Source organism: Cytobacillus sp. FSL R5-0377 (assembly GCF_038004385.1).
GTDB lineage: Bacteria > Bacillota > Bacilli > Bacillales > Cytobacillaceae > Cytobacillus.
Genome location: NZ_JBBORA010000001.1, coordinates 910,007 through 924,960 on the forward strand (window position 1 = coordinate 910,007; position 14,954 = coordinate 924,960).

The 14,954-nt window shown below is 39.0% G+C and carries 16 protein-coding genes; 3 read left to right on the forward strand and 13 right to left on the reverse strand.

Annotated elements, in window-relative coordinates; translation table 11 throughout:
* Positions 1-19: 19 nt before the first annotated feature.
* The gene (locus NSQ49_RS04465) at positions 20-1,843 is read right to left on the reverse strand and encodes an ABC transporter ATP-binding protein (RefSeq protein ID WP_159862500.1); all 1,824 of its coding nucleotides are present in this window, start codon (positions 1,841-1,843) and stop codon (positions 20-22) included.
* A gap of 11 nt (positions 1,844-1,854) precedes the next feature.
* On the reverse strand, positions 1,855-3,609 hold the full coding sequence (locus NSQ49_RS04470) for an ABC transporter ATP-binding protein (RefSeq protein ID WP_159862499.1): 1,755 nt from the start codon (positions 3,607-3,609) through the stop codon (positions 1,855-1,857).
* Between the two features lie 391 nt (positions 3,610-4,000).
* On the opposite strand from NSQ49_RS04470, the gene NSQ49_RS04475 reads away from it, so the two are divergent.
* Positions 4,001-4,861, forward strand: a complete 861-nt coding sequence (locus NSQ49_RS04475) for a mechanosensitive ion channel family protein (protein ID WP_159862498.1) — start codon at positions 4,001-4,003, stop codon at positions 4,859-4,861.
* A gap of 77 nt (positions 4,862-4,938) precedes the next feature.
* Here NSQ49_RS04475 and NSQ49_RS04480 read toward each other — a convergent pair whose 3' ends face one another.
* The 8 genes from NSQ49_RS04480 to NSQ49_RS04515 form a co-directional block, all read right to left on the reverse strand.
* Positions 4,939-6,063 (reverse strand): N-acetyldiaminopimelate deacetylase, encoded by a 1,125-nt coding sequence (locus NSQ49_RS04480; protein ID WP_159862497.1) that lies wholly within the window; start codon positions 6,061-6,063, stop codon positions 4,939-4,941.
* 118 nt (positions 6,064-6,181) lie between these two features.
* Positions 6,182-6,892 carry a 2,3,4,5-tetrahydropyridine-2,6-dicarboxylate N-acetyltransferase gene (gene dapD, locus NSQ49_RS04485; RefSeq protein WP_159862496.1) on the reverse strand — a complete coding sequence of 237 codons (711 nt, stop codon included), beginning with the start codon at positions 6,890-6,892 and terminating at the stop codon, positions 6,182-6,184.
* A 113-nt stretch (positions 6,893-7,005) separates the two neighbouring features.
* On the reverse strand, positions 7,006-7,890 hold the full coding sequence (locus tag NSQ49_RS04490; protein ID WP_159862495.1) for a LysR family transcriptional regulator: 885 nt from the start codon (positions 7,888-7,890) through the stop codon (positions 7,006-7,008).
* A 130-nt stretch (positions 7,891-8,020) separates the two neighbouring features.
* Positions 8,021-9,520, reverse strand: coding sequence for an MDR family MFS transporter (locus NSQ49_RS04495; protein ID WP_159862748.1), 1,500 nt, complete (start codon positions 9,518-9,520; stop codon positions 8,021-8,023).
* Positions 9,521-9,659: 139 nt separating this feature from the next.
* Complete coding sequence (cbpB, locus tag NSQ49_RS04500; protein WP_251283168.1) at positions 9,660-10,106, reverse strand: cyclic-di-AMP-binding protein CbpB; 447 nt, start codon at positions 10,104-10,106, stop codon at positions 9,660-9,662.
* A gap of 71 nt (positions 10,107-10,177) precedes the next feature.
* Entirely contained in the window at positions 10,178-10,321 is a 144-nt protein-coding gene (locus NSQ49_RS04505; protein ID WP_201306473.1) for a hypothetical protein, read from the reverse strand.
* A 51-nt stretch (positions 10,322-10,372) separates the two neighbouring features.
* On the reverse strand, positions 10,373-10,522 hold the full coding sequence (locus NSQ49_RS04510; protein WP_159862493.1) for a hypothetical protein: 150 nt from the start codon (positions 10,520-10,522) through the stop codon (positions 10,373-10,375).
* Positions 10,523-10,601: 79 nt separating this feature from the next.
* A complete protein-coding gene (locus NSQ49_RS04515) occupies positions 10,602-10,838 on the reverse strand; it encodes a YkuJ family protein (RefSeq protein WP_035328567.1) in 237 nt (78 codons plus the stop codon).
* Positions 10,839-11,021: 183 nt separating this feature from the next.
* Between NSQ49_RS04515 and NSQ49_RS04520 the strand changes: the two genes are divergently transcribed.
* The gene (locus NSQ49_RS04520; RefSeq protein WP_251283167.1) at positions 11,022-11,972 is read left to right on the forward strand and encodes an MBL fold metallo-hydrolase; all 951 of its coding nucleotides are present in this window, start codon (positions 11,022-11,024) and stop codon (positions 11,970-11,972) included.
* Between the two features lie 58 nt (positions 11,973-12,030).
* Complete coding sequence (locus NSQ49_RS04525) at positions 12,031-12,267, forward strand: glutaredoxin family protein (protein ID WP_251283166.1); 237 nt, start codon at positions 12,031-12,033, stop codon at positions 12,265-12,267.
* Between the two features lie 38 nt (positions 12,268-12,305).
* On the opposite strand, the gene NSQ49_RS04530 is transcribed toward NSQ49_RS04525, so the two are convergent.
* From NSQ49_RS04530 to NSQ49_RS04540, 3 genes are all read right to left on the reverse strand, one after another.
* Positions 12,306-13,001 carry a DUF3993 domain-containing protein gene (locus NSQ49_RS04530; RefSeq protein WP_251283165.1) on the reverse strand — a complete coding sequence of 232 codons (696 nt, stop codon included), beginning with the start codon at positions 12,999-13,001 and terminating at the stop codon, positions 12,306-12,308.
* A gap of 257 nt (positions 13,002-13,258) precedes the next feature.
* Positions 13,259-13,498 (reverse strand): hypothetical protein, encoded by a 240-nt coding sequence (locus NSQ49_RS04535; RefSeq protein ID WP_251283164.1) that lies wholly within the window; start codon positions 13,496-13,498, stop codon positions 13,259-13,261.
* Between the two features lie 75 nt (positions 13,499-13,573).
* Positions 13,574-14,788 carry an EAL domain-containing protein gene (locus NSQ49_RS04540; protein ID WP_251283163.1) on the reverse strand — a complete coding sequence of 405 codons (1,215 nt, stop codon included), beginning with the start codon at positions 14,786-14,788 and terminating at the stop codon, positions 13,574-13,576.
* Positions 14,789-14,954: the final 166 nt, after the last annotated feature.

Genomic DNA, 14,954 nt, shown 5'->3' on the forward strand with positions numbered 1-14,954 from the left:
GGAGGTTTTAATTCGTTCATTAAATTGCTTCAAGCATATTGAATTGTGCCTTAACCAAATGAAAATATTCACCTTTCGCATTCATCAATTCCTCATGATTCCCTTGCTCTAAAATATTTCCATGATCAAGCACAAAGATTTGATCAGACTCCCGGATCGTGGACAGCCTATGTGCAATAATTATGGCCGTTCTGCCCTTTAAAAGTGTTTTTAATGCCTGCTGGATCTCCATCTCTGTCTCGGTATCGATACTTGCTGTAGCTTCATCAAGTATAAGAATACGCGGATCTGCAAGCAAAGCGCGGGCAAACGAAAGCAGTTGTCTCTCCCCTACTGATAATATATTCCCTCTCTCCTCCACTTCAGTTTCATAACGATTTGGAAGCTTTTCAATAAATCCATGAGCACCAACAGCTTTCGCTGCTTTCACTACTTCTTCATCCGTTGCATCTGGCCTTCCAAAACGGATATTATCGCAGATTGTGCCGGAGAATATAAAAGTATCCTGCAGGACGACACTGATTTGTTTGCGCAAACTTGATAAAGAAACATCTTTTAAATCATAGCCATCTATTTTCACAGTACCTCCTGAGGGATCATAAAAACGGCTGATTAAGTTTGCTACCGTTGTTTTTCCTGATCCTGTATGACCGACAAGCGCTGCTGTCTGTCCTGCTTTTATCTCCAGTGAAACTCCATTTAAGGCCGTTCTTTTTTCATCGTAAGAAAAAGTGACATTCTCGAATTCTATCCGGCCTTCTATCACCTGCAAATTAACAGCATTATTCCGTTCTGATACAATTGGCTTTTCATCAAGAAATTCAAAGATTCTTTCAGAGGAAGCCATGCCCATGAGCAGCTGGTTGTAAACCATGCCAAGCCGGGAAATAGGCTCCCAGAACATCCCTAAGTAAAAGGCAAAAGAAACGAATATGCCGATCGATATAGAACCGTTCTGAATCAGATTGGCCCCAAACCAAATCAATACAGCAGTGCCCAGGGCATTGGTCAATTCAACCAGCGGCCTGAACATTGCGTTTTTCTGGGAGGCGGCCCTCCAGCTTTCAAAGTTTTCCGTATTCACGCCATCAAAGAATGCCATATTCTCCTTTTCCTGTGTAAAAGACTGGGTAATCCTTATTCCCTGAATACTTTCATTTAAGTGAGAATTCAATTTGGATTGTTTTAATCGGACAGTTTGCCAGGATCTGCGGATATTTCTGCGCAAACTTGTTGAAATAAAAAACATTATAGGCAGGATGACCATTATTGCCAGAGTCAGCTCAGGACTTAGTGTAAATAAAATAATAAAAATCCCTGCCAGCATGATTAAATCCATAAGCAGATTGATGACACCATTAGTAAAAAGCTCCTGCAGAGAATTAATATCATTCATGATTCTCACCAGTATGGATCCTGCCGAACGCTGATCAAAGAAACGATGTGATAGCTTCTGCACGTGTGTGAATAAATGTTTTCGAAGATCATAAATAACACTTTGACCTAGCTCATTCATCCATTTAATCCTGAAATAGTTTGCAGCATATGAAATAGTGTAAAGTGCAGCAATCAATGATACCAGGAACGCAAGCAGCGGGCCGTCCTTTTCAATTAACGCCTTATCTAACGTGTATACACCGATCAGGATTGGAATAATAAGCCTGACTGCCGTATTTATTAAGACCATAATAATCGATAGAGGAACCAAATTTTTTCTGTAAGGCTTCATATAACTGAATAATCGGAGCATCTGCTTCCAATTAAATGGCTTCTCAATCACTTCGTCAGCAGAATATTGGAACCTGTTTAACACATTGTTATTTTCCGATTTAGTTTTTTTCAAGGACGCACCTCCTAGCCTGCATTTGATTGGAGAACCTTATCCCGGTCCTGATATTGAATATCGTAAATCCTCTGATATGGACCATTATTTTTAAGCAGCTTTTCATGGGTGCCCCGTTCAGCCACTATCCCATTATCAAGAACAAGTATTTCATCTGCATGTTTTAGGGAAGAAATCCGATGGGCAATGATAAACGTAGTTCGATCAGCCATTACTTCTTTCAAGGCTTTTTGTATTCTGAATTCCGTCTCCATATCCACAGCACTTGTTGCATCATCCAAAATTAATATGCTGGGATTTGCACAAATAGCCCTTGCTATCGATATCCTTTGCTTCTGGCCGCCTGAGAGCCCCATTCCCCTCTCGCCAAGAATGGTATCGTATTGATCTGGAAGCTCCATGATAAATTCATGTGCCTGTGCACGTTTGGCAGCTTCAATAATTTCTTCAATGGTGGAATCAGGCTTTCCAAATGCAATATTCGCTTTAATCGAAGAAGAAAACAAGAATGATTCCTGAAGTACAAAGCTGATATTACTTCTCAGAGACTTCAGAGAGTATTCCTGCACATTTATCCCGTCAATCATCACCTTACCTTCAACAGGCTCATAAAATCTTGTCATAAGCTGTGTTAAGCTCGTTTTTCCTGATCCCGTAGAGCCGATTAATCCAATAACTTTCCCCGGCTCAGCATGAAAAGAGATATTCGATATAGCGTCCTTGTCATCCTCGTTATATTTAAGTGTAACATTTTGGAATTCAACCTCACCCCGCAAACGCTCTGCCTTAACACATGAATCGGCATCCTCAATCTCATTATCAGCTTCAAGAATCTCAATGAGCCGCTCACCGGATGCTTTTGACTGTGAAAATAGATTAACAATGAAGCCTAAGTTCATAATTGGCCACATTATATACCATACAAGACTGTAAAAAGCGACAAGTTCCCCTGGCTTCAGACTGCCGGACATAACTAGATAACCGCCATAAGCCAAAAGCAGTACAACGCTTAAATTACCCAGAAATTCCATTAACGGAAAGTATTTTGCCCATATATCCGATGTAAAGAGATATTTATCTTTATAATCACTGTTAGAATCATTGAATTTATTGATCTCAAAATCTTCACGTGATAATGACTTCACAGTATTAATACCGCTTATATTCTCCTGAACTTTTGTATTCAGGCGCCCAAATGATTTCCGTATGCCCCGGAAAGCCGGATGAACAGCTTTATCGAATTTAAAAGTGACAACCGCCAGGAAAGGCAGTGTAATAAGTGTGACAATAGCAAGCGGAACAGAATAAAAAAACATGACTGACATACTGATGAGGATCAACAGACAAAAACGAATGAGTTCAGAAAATCCAAAAGATAGAAAGAAACGGAACCCTTCAACATCTGCAGTAAGCCGGGACATTAAATCCCCTGTCTTTGCATTATCATAATATCTGAAAGGCAGGAACTGCAGTTTTTCATAAAGTACATTTCTAAGCTTATAGACCGATGTGATGCCAAACAAATCACCAGTGTACTGATGGATATAAGTTGCAGCCCCCTTGACGGCCATTATGACAATAAAGCCTATAGCCAAATAGGGAATCCACCCATAATTGCCCCCAATGACAACTTCATCAATTGTCACCTGCAGGATCATTGGATATACAACCGTTATCGCAGTTACAATAAACAGAAAAAGTATCGACCAGATAAAGTAATGTTTAAAAGGCCAATAATACTGCTTTAACTTTTTAAATGTTTCCATCTGCATCCCCCCTTTTAATTTGCGGAAAAATTTGAAAAGTTAGAACGTAATATTAAATATATCGAGTTTCGAAGTATTTTTCCACCCCTTTTTGTTTGATTCCGCACTTTTTTTAAATTAATTTTTATAAGTAATCATCTGTTTATATCCCTATGTTCTCCCGGATTGCATATGCTTGAAATGCTAACTGTTTGCATATAGAACACTGTTGCGATAAAATAATGACTTTGATAATAAGGCTCTTTTAAATATTCTGTTGTCTTTCACCGTCTGCCAAGGTTTGTCCATTTCGGGGATCTCGTGCTGTTCGGCAGATTCAACATAGTAAATCAGCTTAAAAAAGCAGAAAACCATGCTAAAACAGCCAATAATTATGAGAGGACAGGAATAAATGGAATATCTAAGTTTTTCACAAATTAATTGGGAAGCTCTTCTTATTAATGGAGGACTAATTCTTTTAAAACTGGCAGCTATCTATTTTGCATTTTTAATCGTTAAATCAGCAGGGAATAAAATCATTCAAAAAAGCTTTGAGGGAATTTCAAAAAAGGATAGAATATCACCCGGAAGATCGAAAACATTGCTGAGTCTTGCCGAAAACATATTTTCATATGTTCTTATTTTTATTTTCGCGGTAACGGTTCTGCAGATTTTTGGAATAAAGGCAACTGCTATTCTAGCCGGTGCCGGAGTAATTGGCTTAGCAGTAGGATTTGGAGCACAGGGACTTGTCAGCGATGTAGTAACAGGATTTTTTATCTTGCTGGAAAGACAAATTGATGTAGGGGATTATGTAACAGCTGGAAACTACTCAGGTATAGTGGAACAAATTGGATTAAAAACCACTCAAATCCGCGGATTTGACGGAACTTTACATTATCTGCCCAACCGGGAAATTACCAGTCTTAGCAACCATTCGCGCGGCAATATGCGCGCACTGGTTGATATAGGAATCTCTTATAATGACAATATTGATAAAGCCATCACAGTTCTTCAGGAAGCTTGCGACAGGATCGCCGAAAAAAACAAGGCGATTGTTGAAGGACCTAACGTTATCGGAGTACAAACATTAGGCTCATCTGATGTTGTATTAAGAATCATAGCCAAGACAGAAAACATGGAACAGTGGGCTGTCGAACGGCAGCTTAGAAAAGCGCTTAAAGAGGCCTTGGAAGCTGGCGGGATTGAAATTCCATTCCCTCATCAGGTGCTGATTCAAAAACAGGCAGGAAGGGATAGTTCCACTGGATAAATAGAAAGCAAAAAAGCTGATTTCACAGATCCTAAAAAGGAGTATATGAAATCAGCTTTTTATTATATTTATGGGCATCAGCCTTTATATCTTAAATATCCTGAAATCAATTCAATTGCCTTATTGATTGCCCTTTCATCCGGGTTCAGCCTTGCATGATGGAGTCCATATTCTGAATCGACGCCAAGCCAAAACATGAAGCCCGGAATTTCTTCAACCATATAGCCGAAATCCTCACCAGTCATGGCTTCCCGACATTCAACCACATTAATGTCTGTATTGGTTCGGACAAAATCCATGAATTCCCTTGTTAAAGTTTCCTCATTGTAAACCTGATGATACATGCTTCCGTAGTCGATAGAAGCTTCACATTCATACCCAACTTCGATTCCTTTGACAAGTGCCTGAATTCTGCTTTTTACTTTCTTCATTGATTCTGGTGATAAGGTACGAATAGTCCCTTCAAGCCTAGCTTTTTCAGCTATTATATTTTGAACAGTGCCACCTGTTATTTTTCCGATTGTAACAACTGCGCTGTCCAGGGGATCAACGTTCCTCGAAATGATGGACTGAAGCTGGGTGACCAGCGTACATGCGGCCACGACCATATCATTGGTATTATGCGGATATGCTGCATGTCCCCCTTTTCCTTTTAAATCAATGAAAAGTTCAGAGGTATTCGCAAAGAGCAAGCCTTCCCTCAATGCGATGGTTCCGACAGAATATTCCGGTGCAATATGGAGGGCTAATATCATATCCGGCATCCATTCCTTCATTATTTCAGATTTAAGCATAGGCTCAGCTCCGCCAGGTCCTTCTTCAGCTGGCTGAAATATAAACAGTAAATCATCGTTAATGCGTTCTTCAATAAATTTGGTTATTAGGCCAAGTGCAATAGACATATGAAAATCATGTCCGCAGGCATGCATTTGTTCACTATGTTCTGAAGTAAAAGGCAAACCAGTTTCCTCAATGATTGGCAGTCCATCTATATCAGCACGATACCCAATCATCCTGGAGGGATTCCTGCCGCTGATTTTCACAAAAATACCCGTTTTCCAAGTTTTAATTTCCATATTATCCTGAGGAAGAGAATTCAGGTAATCTAATAGAAACTGCTGCGTTTTAAATTCCCGGAACCCCAGCTCCGGGATTTTATGCAGCTCCCGCCGCAATGCAACGAATGGATTGTTAGTGGCCAAAACTATTTTCCCCCTTGTTCAAAATGCATCTTATATTTAATCTGCATAATAGAAATGGATAACCAGAGATTTATCCCTTTAGAAAAAGCGCGGATCGCGATCCACGCTTTCTAAACTCTTATAATTGGCGAAGCTCCTGCTTAATTTCTGTTTTGGACTTAGTCTTTTCATCAATCTCCTTAATAACACGGGCTGGTGTTCCTGCTACCACTGTATATGGAGGCACATCATCAATAACAATCGCGCCTGCAGCAACTACAGCTCCCTTACCAACAGTTACACCTTCCAGAACCACAGCATTGGCTCCGATTACTACATCATCTTCTACAACCACAGGTTTAGCAGAAGGAGGCTCAATAACGCCAGCCAATACAGTTCCCGCTCCAATATGGCAATTCTTTCCGACTGTAGCTCTTCCGCCAAGGACAACATTCATGTCAATCATTGTGCCTTCTCCTATTACTGATCCGATATTAATGGAGGCACCCATCATGATTACTGCGTTATCTCCGATTTCTACCTGATCACGGATGATGGCACCCGGCTCAATGCGCGCTTTAATATTTTTCATATCAAGCAATGGAATCGCTGAGTTTCTGCGGTCATTTTCAACCACATAATCTTCTATTTTTGACTGGTTTTCTTCAATAGCCTGGCTAATTTCTGTCCATTCACCAAACACAACCCCGGTGCTGCCATTTAAAAAGACCTTTGCTGAGGATCCGAAGTTGATCTCTTCTAAATCACCTTTAATATAAACCTTTACAGGTGTGGATTTTGTGCTGTTTTGGATAAAAGAAATAATCTCATTGGCATCCATCATTTTCATATTAAAAATCCTCCTCTATGTATAACTTTGCAACTAGCATTACTTTAACAAACAAAAGCGCTGAAAACAAGAAAAATAAATGTCTGAAAAGAAAATAGATTGCTAGTGGAGTATCATTGTCTTTCTTCTTCTATATGCTCCTTTATTAACTCAACAAATGCCTGCACCTGCTTGAGCTGGAAGGCAGATTCGTATCCGAGCAGCCATGTATCACGCTTAATCGGCATATTATTTTCATCGAGGAGCGGGATCTTAAAAATATTTTTCTCAGCACCATTGAGTGTAATGGCCGGGAGAATGGCGTATCCTATTCCATTGAAAGTCATTTGCTTGCATGTTTCTATTTGGTCAACTACTATTGTTCTTTTTGGCGATGTTTTGAATTGCCGCAGCCACCAGTCCTGAATTTCCTGATAATAGTTGGAATCGCTTTTAAATTGAATAAAAGGCCGATCTGTTTCAAGAACCTGCTCAGGTTTAGTAATCTCTGTATCAACCAGATAAAGGCTATCCTTAAATAAAGGAATTTTAATTCCCTTCCAATCCGGAGTACCTCTGATAATTCCAATATGCACCTGATCATCATAGAGAGATTTTAATATTTCACTGCTCCATCCGGTGATCAGAGAAATTTTGGCCTGGGGGTAGCGGCTGACAAACTTTTTAAGAACCTGAGGGAGCCAATTTTGTCCGACAATAGAGGCAACTGCTATTTTTAATGTGCCATGAACCTCCGAATTCAGGGCAGTAATTGACTCCCTGACTTTTTCTTCCTTTGCCAGCACTTCATTGACAAATTGTATAACAATTTCTCCCGCAGGAGTCATTGACAAACCCTTTTGGGAGCGGAGGAACAGCTTGTTACCCCATTCTTTTTCAATATTCACAAGGCGCTGTGAAAGAGCCGGCTGCGATACAAATAAACGCTCAGCGGCTTTCCTCATATTCATTTCCTGTGCCAGTACTGATAAAAGATGAAATTCTGTAAGTGAAGACATAAACATTTCCCTTCATAACTTTTTCTTATAGTATATCTTAAACACTTTTGAATTTCTTTATCATCAATAATGTTCTGGAGGAGAAATATAAAAATCCCTGCACGTTAAATGCAGAGATTTCAGGGAGTGCTTAATCGGCTGTTTCTTTTTCATGCTTTGGCAGTGAGATAACTAATAAGAAGCTTATCACTGCAAATATCAGCACTGCATAATACACAGAATGAAGTGAAACGGTAAGACCATTTTGCAGAATCTCCTTTATTCCAGTATCCATGCTGTTTCTGGCTTCTTCATTTAAAAGTACATTTGCGGAATCTAAAGATAAACTGTCATCTATGCCTTCGCCATTTTGCTGTATATATGATTTAATCTGGCTGTTCAGAATTCCTCCCAGTAAGGCAGCTCCTATAGTGTTTCCAAGGTTTCTCATAAACATATTGGCTGCCGTGGCAATTCCCCTTTGATTCCATTCCACAGTACTCTGAATGGATACAATAAAAGCTGTAGTGGTCAAGCCCATACCGGCCCCGACCAAAAAGCTCCCTGCCGCTGCCCATACTGGCCCCGCTTCAGGAGTGAGTGTAACAAACATAATACTGCCTGCAATCAAAAATACTCCGCCTATTACAGATGTACTTCTAAAACCAATTTTCAAAAGCAGCTTCCCAGCCGCTGCAGAAGCTATCGGCCATCCAATCGACATTGTGGTAAGTGTAAAGCCTGCTACTATTGGAGATTTCTCCATGACGCCCTGCACAAATGCCGGAAGAAAACTGGAAATTCCAATCAGCATTACACCGGTTGTTAATGAAGCCAAATTGGCAATTAATATCGGCTTCTCCTTCCATATATTAAAAGGCATCATTGGCTCTGCAGCTTTTTGTTCCTGCAGGATAAACAAGAAAAAGGCTATTACGCTGACTGCTAAAAGGCTGATTGCTTCAATGGAATTCCAGGCCCAATTTGTTCCTCCCTCTACAAGCACAACCATTAGAGAAGAAATGGAAACCGTTAATAGCACAGCTCCTGCATAATCGATCTGATGCTTTTTCCTTTCCACATTTTCATGGAGGAAAAGCCACAAGCCTGCAATAGCCAGGATGCCAAGCGGAATGTTAACCCAAAAAACATATCTCCAGCTGACGAATTCAACAAGAAGACCCCCTATTGCCGGGCCCATAATAGCTGAAATTCCCCAAACGCTTGATAAATAGCCCTGCACCTGGGCCCTTTCCTCTTTTGTGTAAATATCCCCGACAATGGTTGTGGCAATCGGCATTACTGCACCCGCACCAAAACCCTGGATTAACCGAAAAATAATCAGCGCTGTCATTGATTCAGCAAAGCCGCATAAGATGGAACCAATTAAAAATATGATAATACCAAACGTCAAAACGGGCTTTCGCCCAAATAAGTCTGAAAGCTTACCGTAAATCAAAACAGTTACAGCATTCATCAACAGGTATGCTGAAAAGACCCAGCTATATAAAGCAAATCCGCCTAAATCACCAACAATGGCAGGCATCGCAGTTGATACAATGGTTGCCTCAATGGCCCCCATGAACATGGCAAGCATTACTGCAGCCAGTACAAATGGCTTTTTGGTCACTTTCCTCTTTCCTTGAGGCATTTTTTTATGTAAAGTTTGACTCAAGTGTTTCCCCTCCATGATTAAAAACATGAATAACGCATGCAAATGACGGCAATAAAACCGCCTGTATTCTCACCATTGAAAAATAAAGCAAGCTCCCACTGCGGGGAGCTGATTTCTATCGTTTATTTAATCGTCTGATATGTTTATTTAGCTGATCTAATACTGATCTGCGAGTCAGTATTCCCTCAAAGTAGCCTTCCTTGTTTTCAACACAAACAAATGGATGGTCAACTAATAGCGCGATCGATTGCTGTATAGAAGATGCAGCATCAAGCCGTGGAATATTTGTGTTCATAGCTTCTTCAACCCTTTTTTTCTCCAGCTGCTCAAACTCAATCCGCTCAAGACCAAGAATGGAATCCATGATAATAGGTGTGCTGATTAAGCCCTGCAGCTTATATTGCGGGTCGAGTACAGGAATTGCTGTATATCCGCTTTTCGTTAGTACTAAGAGGGCATGCTCCAGGTTGTTGCCGACTTGTACATGAGCTACCCGTTCAGAAGGAATCATGAAATCACTGATATTAAATTCTAAAAATTCCTCGCTATGGAGACTGATCATCACCGAAAACTCCTCAAAAATTAGTTATGCTTCTTAACCATTTTATCATAGTCTCCGGTAATTTGCGCCTATTAACCTTTGCTGGTTTGAATGTCTTTAACTTCATAGCTGCAGTAAGGACAGTGAAAAATAACATTTTGATTTGATTGTGCAGTTAAAACAGCATCAATTTCTTTTTCCTTCTTGCAGCTCGGACATATTACAGTTGGCATCATTCTGCTTCACCTCGTGATTGTAGGGTCTTATACTATTTATTGTTCTCAAGGCTATTTTTTCAAGTCCCGGTTATCTTTTAAAATTTCTTTCATTTCTTCAAGAGTTTTCCTTATCCGGATTACTTCTTTTTTTGTATTGATTACATCTGCAAGCAAAAGAAGAACAGTGAAGAACAGCAAAATTGTGAGCAGATAATCCATTTTTCACCTCGGGGAAAAATATTTTTTTAAGCAGCAATAAGAAAAGAGGCCCAAAAAGGCCCCTTATGTATGTGTTGAATTATTGAATCAAATCGAAAATTTCGATTGTGATCATATCAATGTTGTCAAATTGATATCTTTTTGGCTTTTCTTTATCGTTATATACTTCCAATTCAAATGTTTCATTTTTTGGATGAAAAGTTACCTGGCATTTCCTTTCACCATTCACCTCAAAAAATCTTTGCATCGGCTCTCCGCCTGTTGCTTGTTCCTGTAAGCTTTTTAAGCGTGTTAATATACCTTGAAGCTGTGACATGCTCTCTCTCCTTTCCAAAACAAAACCCATAATTCACATTTAGGTTTCTCTTTTGGCATGTTTCTATCCTAAAGAAATAAATTCAGAATATTCAAGCTTACTGCTTTACATACCAATATTAACAGAATAAAATATTGTCAGGTATTTGTACAAGCAAAAGCTTTGTAAAGGATGTGATTTTTTTTGGCAAAACCTGAAAAATTGGCGAAAAATCTATATTTAATTGATGACTTTGACCTCTCAATGGAAAAACGTACCGGTACATATGTCTTAAAAGAAGAAAAGCTGACCCTAATTGAGACCTCTGCCAGCCCCTCCATCCCCTATTTATTAGATGGCCTTAAACAGCTTCACATTACTCCGGAGGAAATTGAGTATATCATTGTGACACACATTCATCTTGATCATGCAGGCGGCGCAGGCTTATTATTAACCCATTGTCCAAACGCAAAGGTTATTGTCCACCCGAAAGGTGCAAGGCACTTAGCAGACCCTTCACGGTTAATCACCGGTGCAAAAGCTGTTTATGGAGATCAATTCGATGAATTGTTTAATCCCATACTTCCTGTTCCCGAGGATAAAATTATTATAAAAGAGCATGAAGAAGAGCTTGAAATTGGTCCAAATTGCACGCTGAAATTTTATGATTCGCCCGGACATGCGAATCACCATTTCAGTATTTTTCATCCTGCATTAAATGGAATGTTTACAGGAGATACTGCGGGTGTATGTTATCCGCGGCTAAAAGAACATGGGATTGAATTATATTTGCCCTCAACTTCACCAAATCAATTTAACCCATTCAAAATGTTTAAATCCATTGAGATGTACGAAAAAATGAACCTTGAATTTATTTTCTTTGGGCATTATGGCATGAGTTCAAACCCAAAAGAAGTCTACAGGCAAATCAAAGATTGGCTTAAGATATTCATGAATGCCGGTGAAACAGCCTTTTCCAGTGGGGGCTCTACGGGTCAGCAGACACAGGCTGCACAAGCACTGCTTGAAGAAAAAGTTAAAGGTTATTTAAAGGGTAAAGGCATTCCGCTTGACCATCCTGTATATGAGGTTCTTGCTGTCGATATCGCTGTTTGCTCAATGGGTTTGATTGATTACCTGCATAAAGCAAACTGATTGCCTGCTCGATCATCCTGCATTAAGATAGAATACAAAAAGCCGGGAGGATCGAATATTGAAAGAGATTGTTTTATATACACAGCCGGATTGTCCGCCCTGTGAAATTACAAAGATGTTTTTGAATGAGAATGGATATGCTTTTACAATAAAAGATATAAAAAAAGACGCGGAGGCACATAAAGAGCTGACCAGGAAGTATAAATCCTTTTCTACACCCACTGTTGTTATCGGGGAGACTGTCATTAGGGGATTTGACCTGGAAAAACTAATATCCGCGATAGGAATGAAATAAAAAAAGAGCTTAAAAGCCCTTTTAGCTTTTAAGCTCTTTTAATTGGCTGCCAGCTGTCCATGCAGCTCCTTCTTTTCAAATAAAGCATTTATACCTTGGCTGTCAGTTATGAGCATGCTTCCTGAACGAAACATGGCTTCAAATGGATTCAACAGGAATCCAAATTGATAGGAAGGAGTATTTAGCCAATTTGCTTCAGGTGCTTTAAATGCGGTTCGTTCTGCCGCTTCTTGCTTGCCCTCAGCTTTCTTTATTATTTTCTCAGGAATTTCTCCCATGAATTTGGCGACTTTTATTTCCTCCCCATACTTCGTAAGCATGACACCTTCATAATGACTTTCATAGCCTACAGGCCCCTCATGATTTTCCGGAAAATATTCATACACATAGACATTACCGCTTTCTTCAACTACTTTTGTGTTGTCCGAATAAGTAAAATACGGAACGTAGTATGCAGCCGAATCAGATCCAAGGGCAAAATATTTGCCATTTTCTGAAACAAGGTTTTCCTTGAGAAACTGATTTTTAGCTTCTTCAGAAAAATAGGGGTCTAGCAATTCATTTACTTCGTTCATGCTTCGCTCTTCCCCGCTAAGATCCATCTGTGCCTGAAAAGCATTTTGCAGGAACCCGTATACCTCTTCTTTATCAGTATTTCTCTCGGCATAAGTTTGAGAAGGAATCAATGCGAACATTACTGCAATTGTAATAATAACTGATAAATGCTTGTACATTCCACTCTCCCTTTCTTTATCCATCTCTTAGTTTGTACCCTTCATTTTACCAATAAATAAATATCCTGATGCCAGCTTTCGTTCTCTAAATTCCCTTAAATTCTGACAGGAAAATTCTTTTCTTGTTAAGAATCTACCCGGATTGACAAAGAATTAACGCAGCAGAAGGAAAAGCATATATTAAAATTGGATGTAAATATTGTAAATTGTTCAAAATGAGTTTTTAAAAATTAAAAAAACCCTCCAGTGGAGGGCCTTTACCAAGTCCAGGTAAGTGAAAAATAAATAATCATAACTATAACGATTCCAAAGAAGATGGCAAATGCCAAAAAAATTGGATTCCTGATATAGGTATGCTTTTGAACATTCTCCGGCAGCTGTGCATCGATATTTCCCTTAACTGCCTTTCGTTCTTTACCAATCACCAAAGTGTAAACTAATGAATATACAAGTATTCCAAGTCCAATCAGTAATATGATTAATGCGAACATGCTCATGGTTAATCTCTCCTCGAGGAAAGTTCTACACTTACATTCCCTCAAATCAAGAATAGTTATACAAAAAAATTCAACTTATAATAGCCCATCATGTTCATATAAAAAATCGTATGATAAATCAACAAATAAGTAATCATTAGTATTAAGCGGGAAGGAAAAAGTCCTTATTGTTTCACCTGTCTCTATATCGGTATATAAATCAGAGAGTATTCCCTTTTTATTTATTCGCATTTTCATAATATTTTCAAGAAAATACGGTCGCCAGCTCCAATTTTTATGCAGATATTCCTTCTGAATAAGCCATCCTCCATCCCTTTTAAAGTAATTGGCAGATTTCTGAAATCCGTCTTCATCGCAAATATACAGCCGAAAAGCTGCCCCCTCTAAAAGGAGTGCGATCTGTTCCAAGGTTTCTTCATATACTGTAATCTTTTTGTTTTTATTTACATAATCAATCAGCTTTTCATTGAACTCAGATGTTACCTGATACAATGACTCCAGTTTTTTCTTTTCATGCACAATAAATCGGTGGCATTCAATTCGCAATTTTTCCTTTAAAATATCTCTGTCAGTGAAATTTTCTGCAGGTTTTTGCAAATAATATCCCTGATAATAACGTCCGCCATTTTTCCATGCATACTGAAGCTGGTAAACCATTTCAATATTTTCAAAAAGCATGCTTGCTCCGATTTTCCTGGCAAGCATGGATAACGAATAGAGTATATCATTAAAATTATAAGCAGTTGCATTTGATTTCATTGACTCTAGATCCACCTTTAAAATGTCCGGAGCCAATTGGCCTATCCGATCTAAATGACTGCTTTCATTTCCAAGTTTATCTATTGCTAACTTGATTCCATATGTCCGGTAATAATTTAAAAGATGATCCAGATGGTCAATATCGCCTTTATAATTCCTTTCGGTAATTTCCAATACAATCCGGTCAAGGCTTATGCCTTTTTTTCCATATTCCTGGAGGGTGTTTAGAAATTGTTCCCCATCATTATACATGAGCAAGTCAGCATCTCTATTGATAAAAATTAGAACATCTTTATCAAGATGCTGTGCCTTGCTTAAAGCCTTCTTTAACACTTCATAATCAACCTCAATCCGAAATTCTTCAGGAATATTTTCATCCTGAAAGAATGGACCAAGACTGACGACCCCATCCGTACCTTTATATCGGCCTAAGACCTCATAACCAATGACACGATGCTCATCTGCACTGAATATGGGCTGGAAATAGGGAAATACATTATCCAAATCTGTTAGGATATCCAATGCATCCATGTCCTAGCCTCCCTATGTATATAAATGAAACTGTGATTAATGAGTTATTATACCATATTTGCTTAAAACCTTTACTATTCAAAATATAGGTCCCTCGTCTTGATAAAACATGATTGTTTGGCAAAAGCTTAGCAGCATATTGCGGTGCTGTCTTCCACAACCTAAT

Coding starts and splice junctions, on each gene's coding strand:
- NSQ49_RS04495 (WP_159862748.1), bottom strand. CDS start 9,520: ATGCCTCAAGGAAAGAGGAAAGTGACCAAAAAGCCATTTGTACTGGCT.
- NSQ49_RS04540 (WP_251283163.1), bottom strand. CDS start 14,788: ATGGATGCATTGGATATCCTAACAGATTTGGATAATGTATTTCCCTAT.
- NSQ49_RS04530 (WP_251283165.1), bottom strand. CDS start 13,001: ATGTACAAGCATTTATCAGTTATTATTACAATTGCAGTAATGTTCGCA.
- NSQ49_RS04490 (WP_159862495.1), bottom strand. CDS start 7,890: ATGTCTTCACTTACAGAATTTCATCTTTTATCAGTACTGGCACAGGAA.
- NSQ49_RS04505 (WP_201306473.1), bottom strand. CDS start 10,321: ATGATGCCAACTGTAATATGTCCGAGCTGCAAGAAGGAAAAAGAAATT.
- NSQ49_RS04475 (WP_159862498.1), top strand. CDS start 4,001: ATGGAATATCTAAGTTTTTCACAAATTAATTGGGAAGCTCTTCTTATT.
- NSQ49_RS04515 (WP_035328567.1), bottom strand. CDS start 10,838: ATGTCACAGCTTCAAGGTATATTAACACGCTTAAAAAGCTTACAGGAA.
- NSQ49_RS04510 (WP_159862493.1), bottom strand. CDS start 10,522: ATGGATTATCTGCTCACAATTTTGCTGTTCTTCACTGTTCTTCTTTTG.
- cbpB (WP_251283168.1), bottom strand. CDS start 10,106: ATGATCAGTCTCCATAGCGAGGAATTTTTAGAATTTAATATCAGTGAT.
- NSQ49_RS04535 (WP_251283164.1), bottom strand. CDS start 13,498: ATGAGCATGTTCGCATTAATCATATTACTGATTGGACTTGGAATACTT.
- NSQ49_RS04470 (WP_159862499.1), bottom strand. CDS start 3,609: ATGGAAACATTTAAAAAGTTAAAGCAGTATTATTGGCCTTTTAAACAT.
- dapD (WP_159862496.1), bottom strand. CDS start 6,892: ATGAAAATGATGGATGCCAATGAGATTATTTCTTTTATCCAAAACAGC.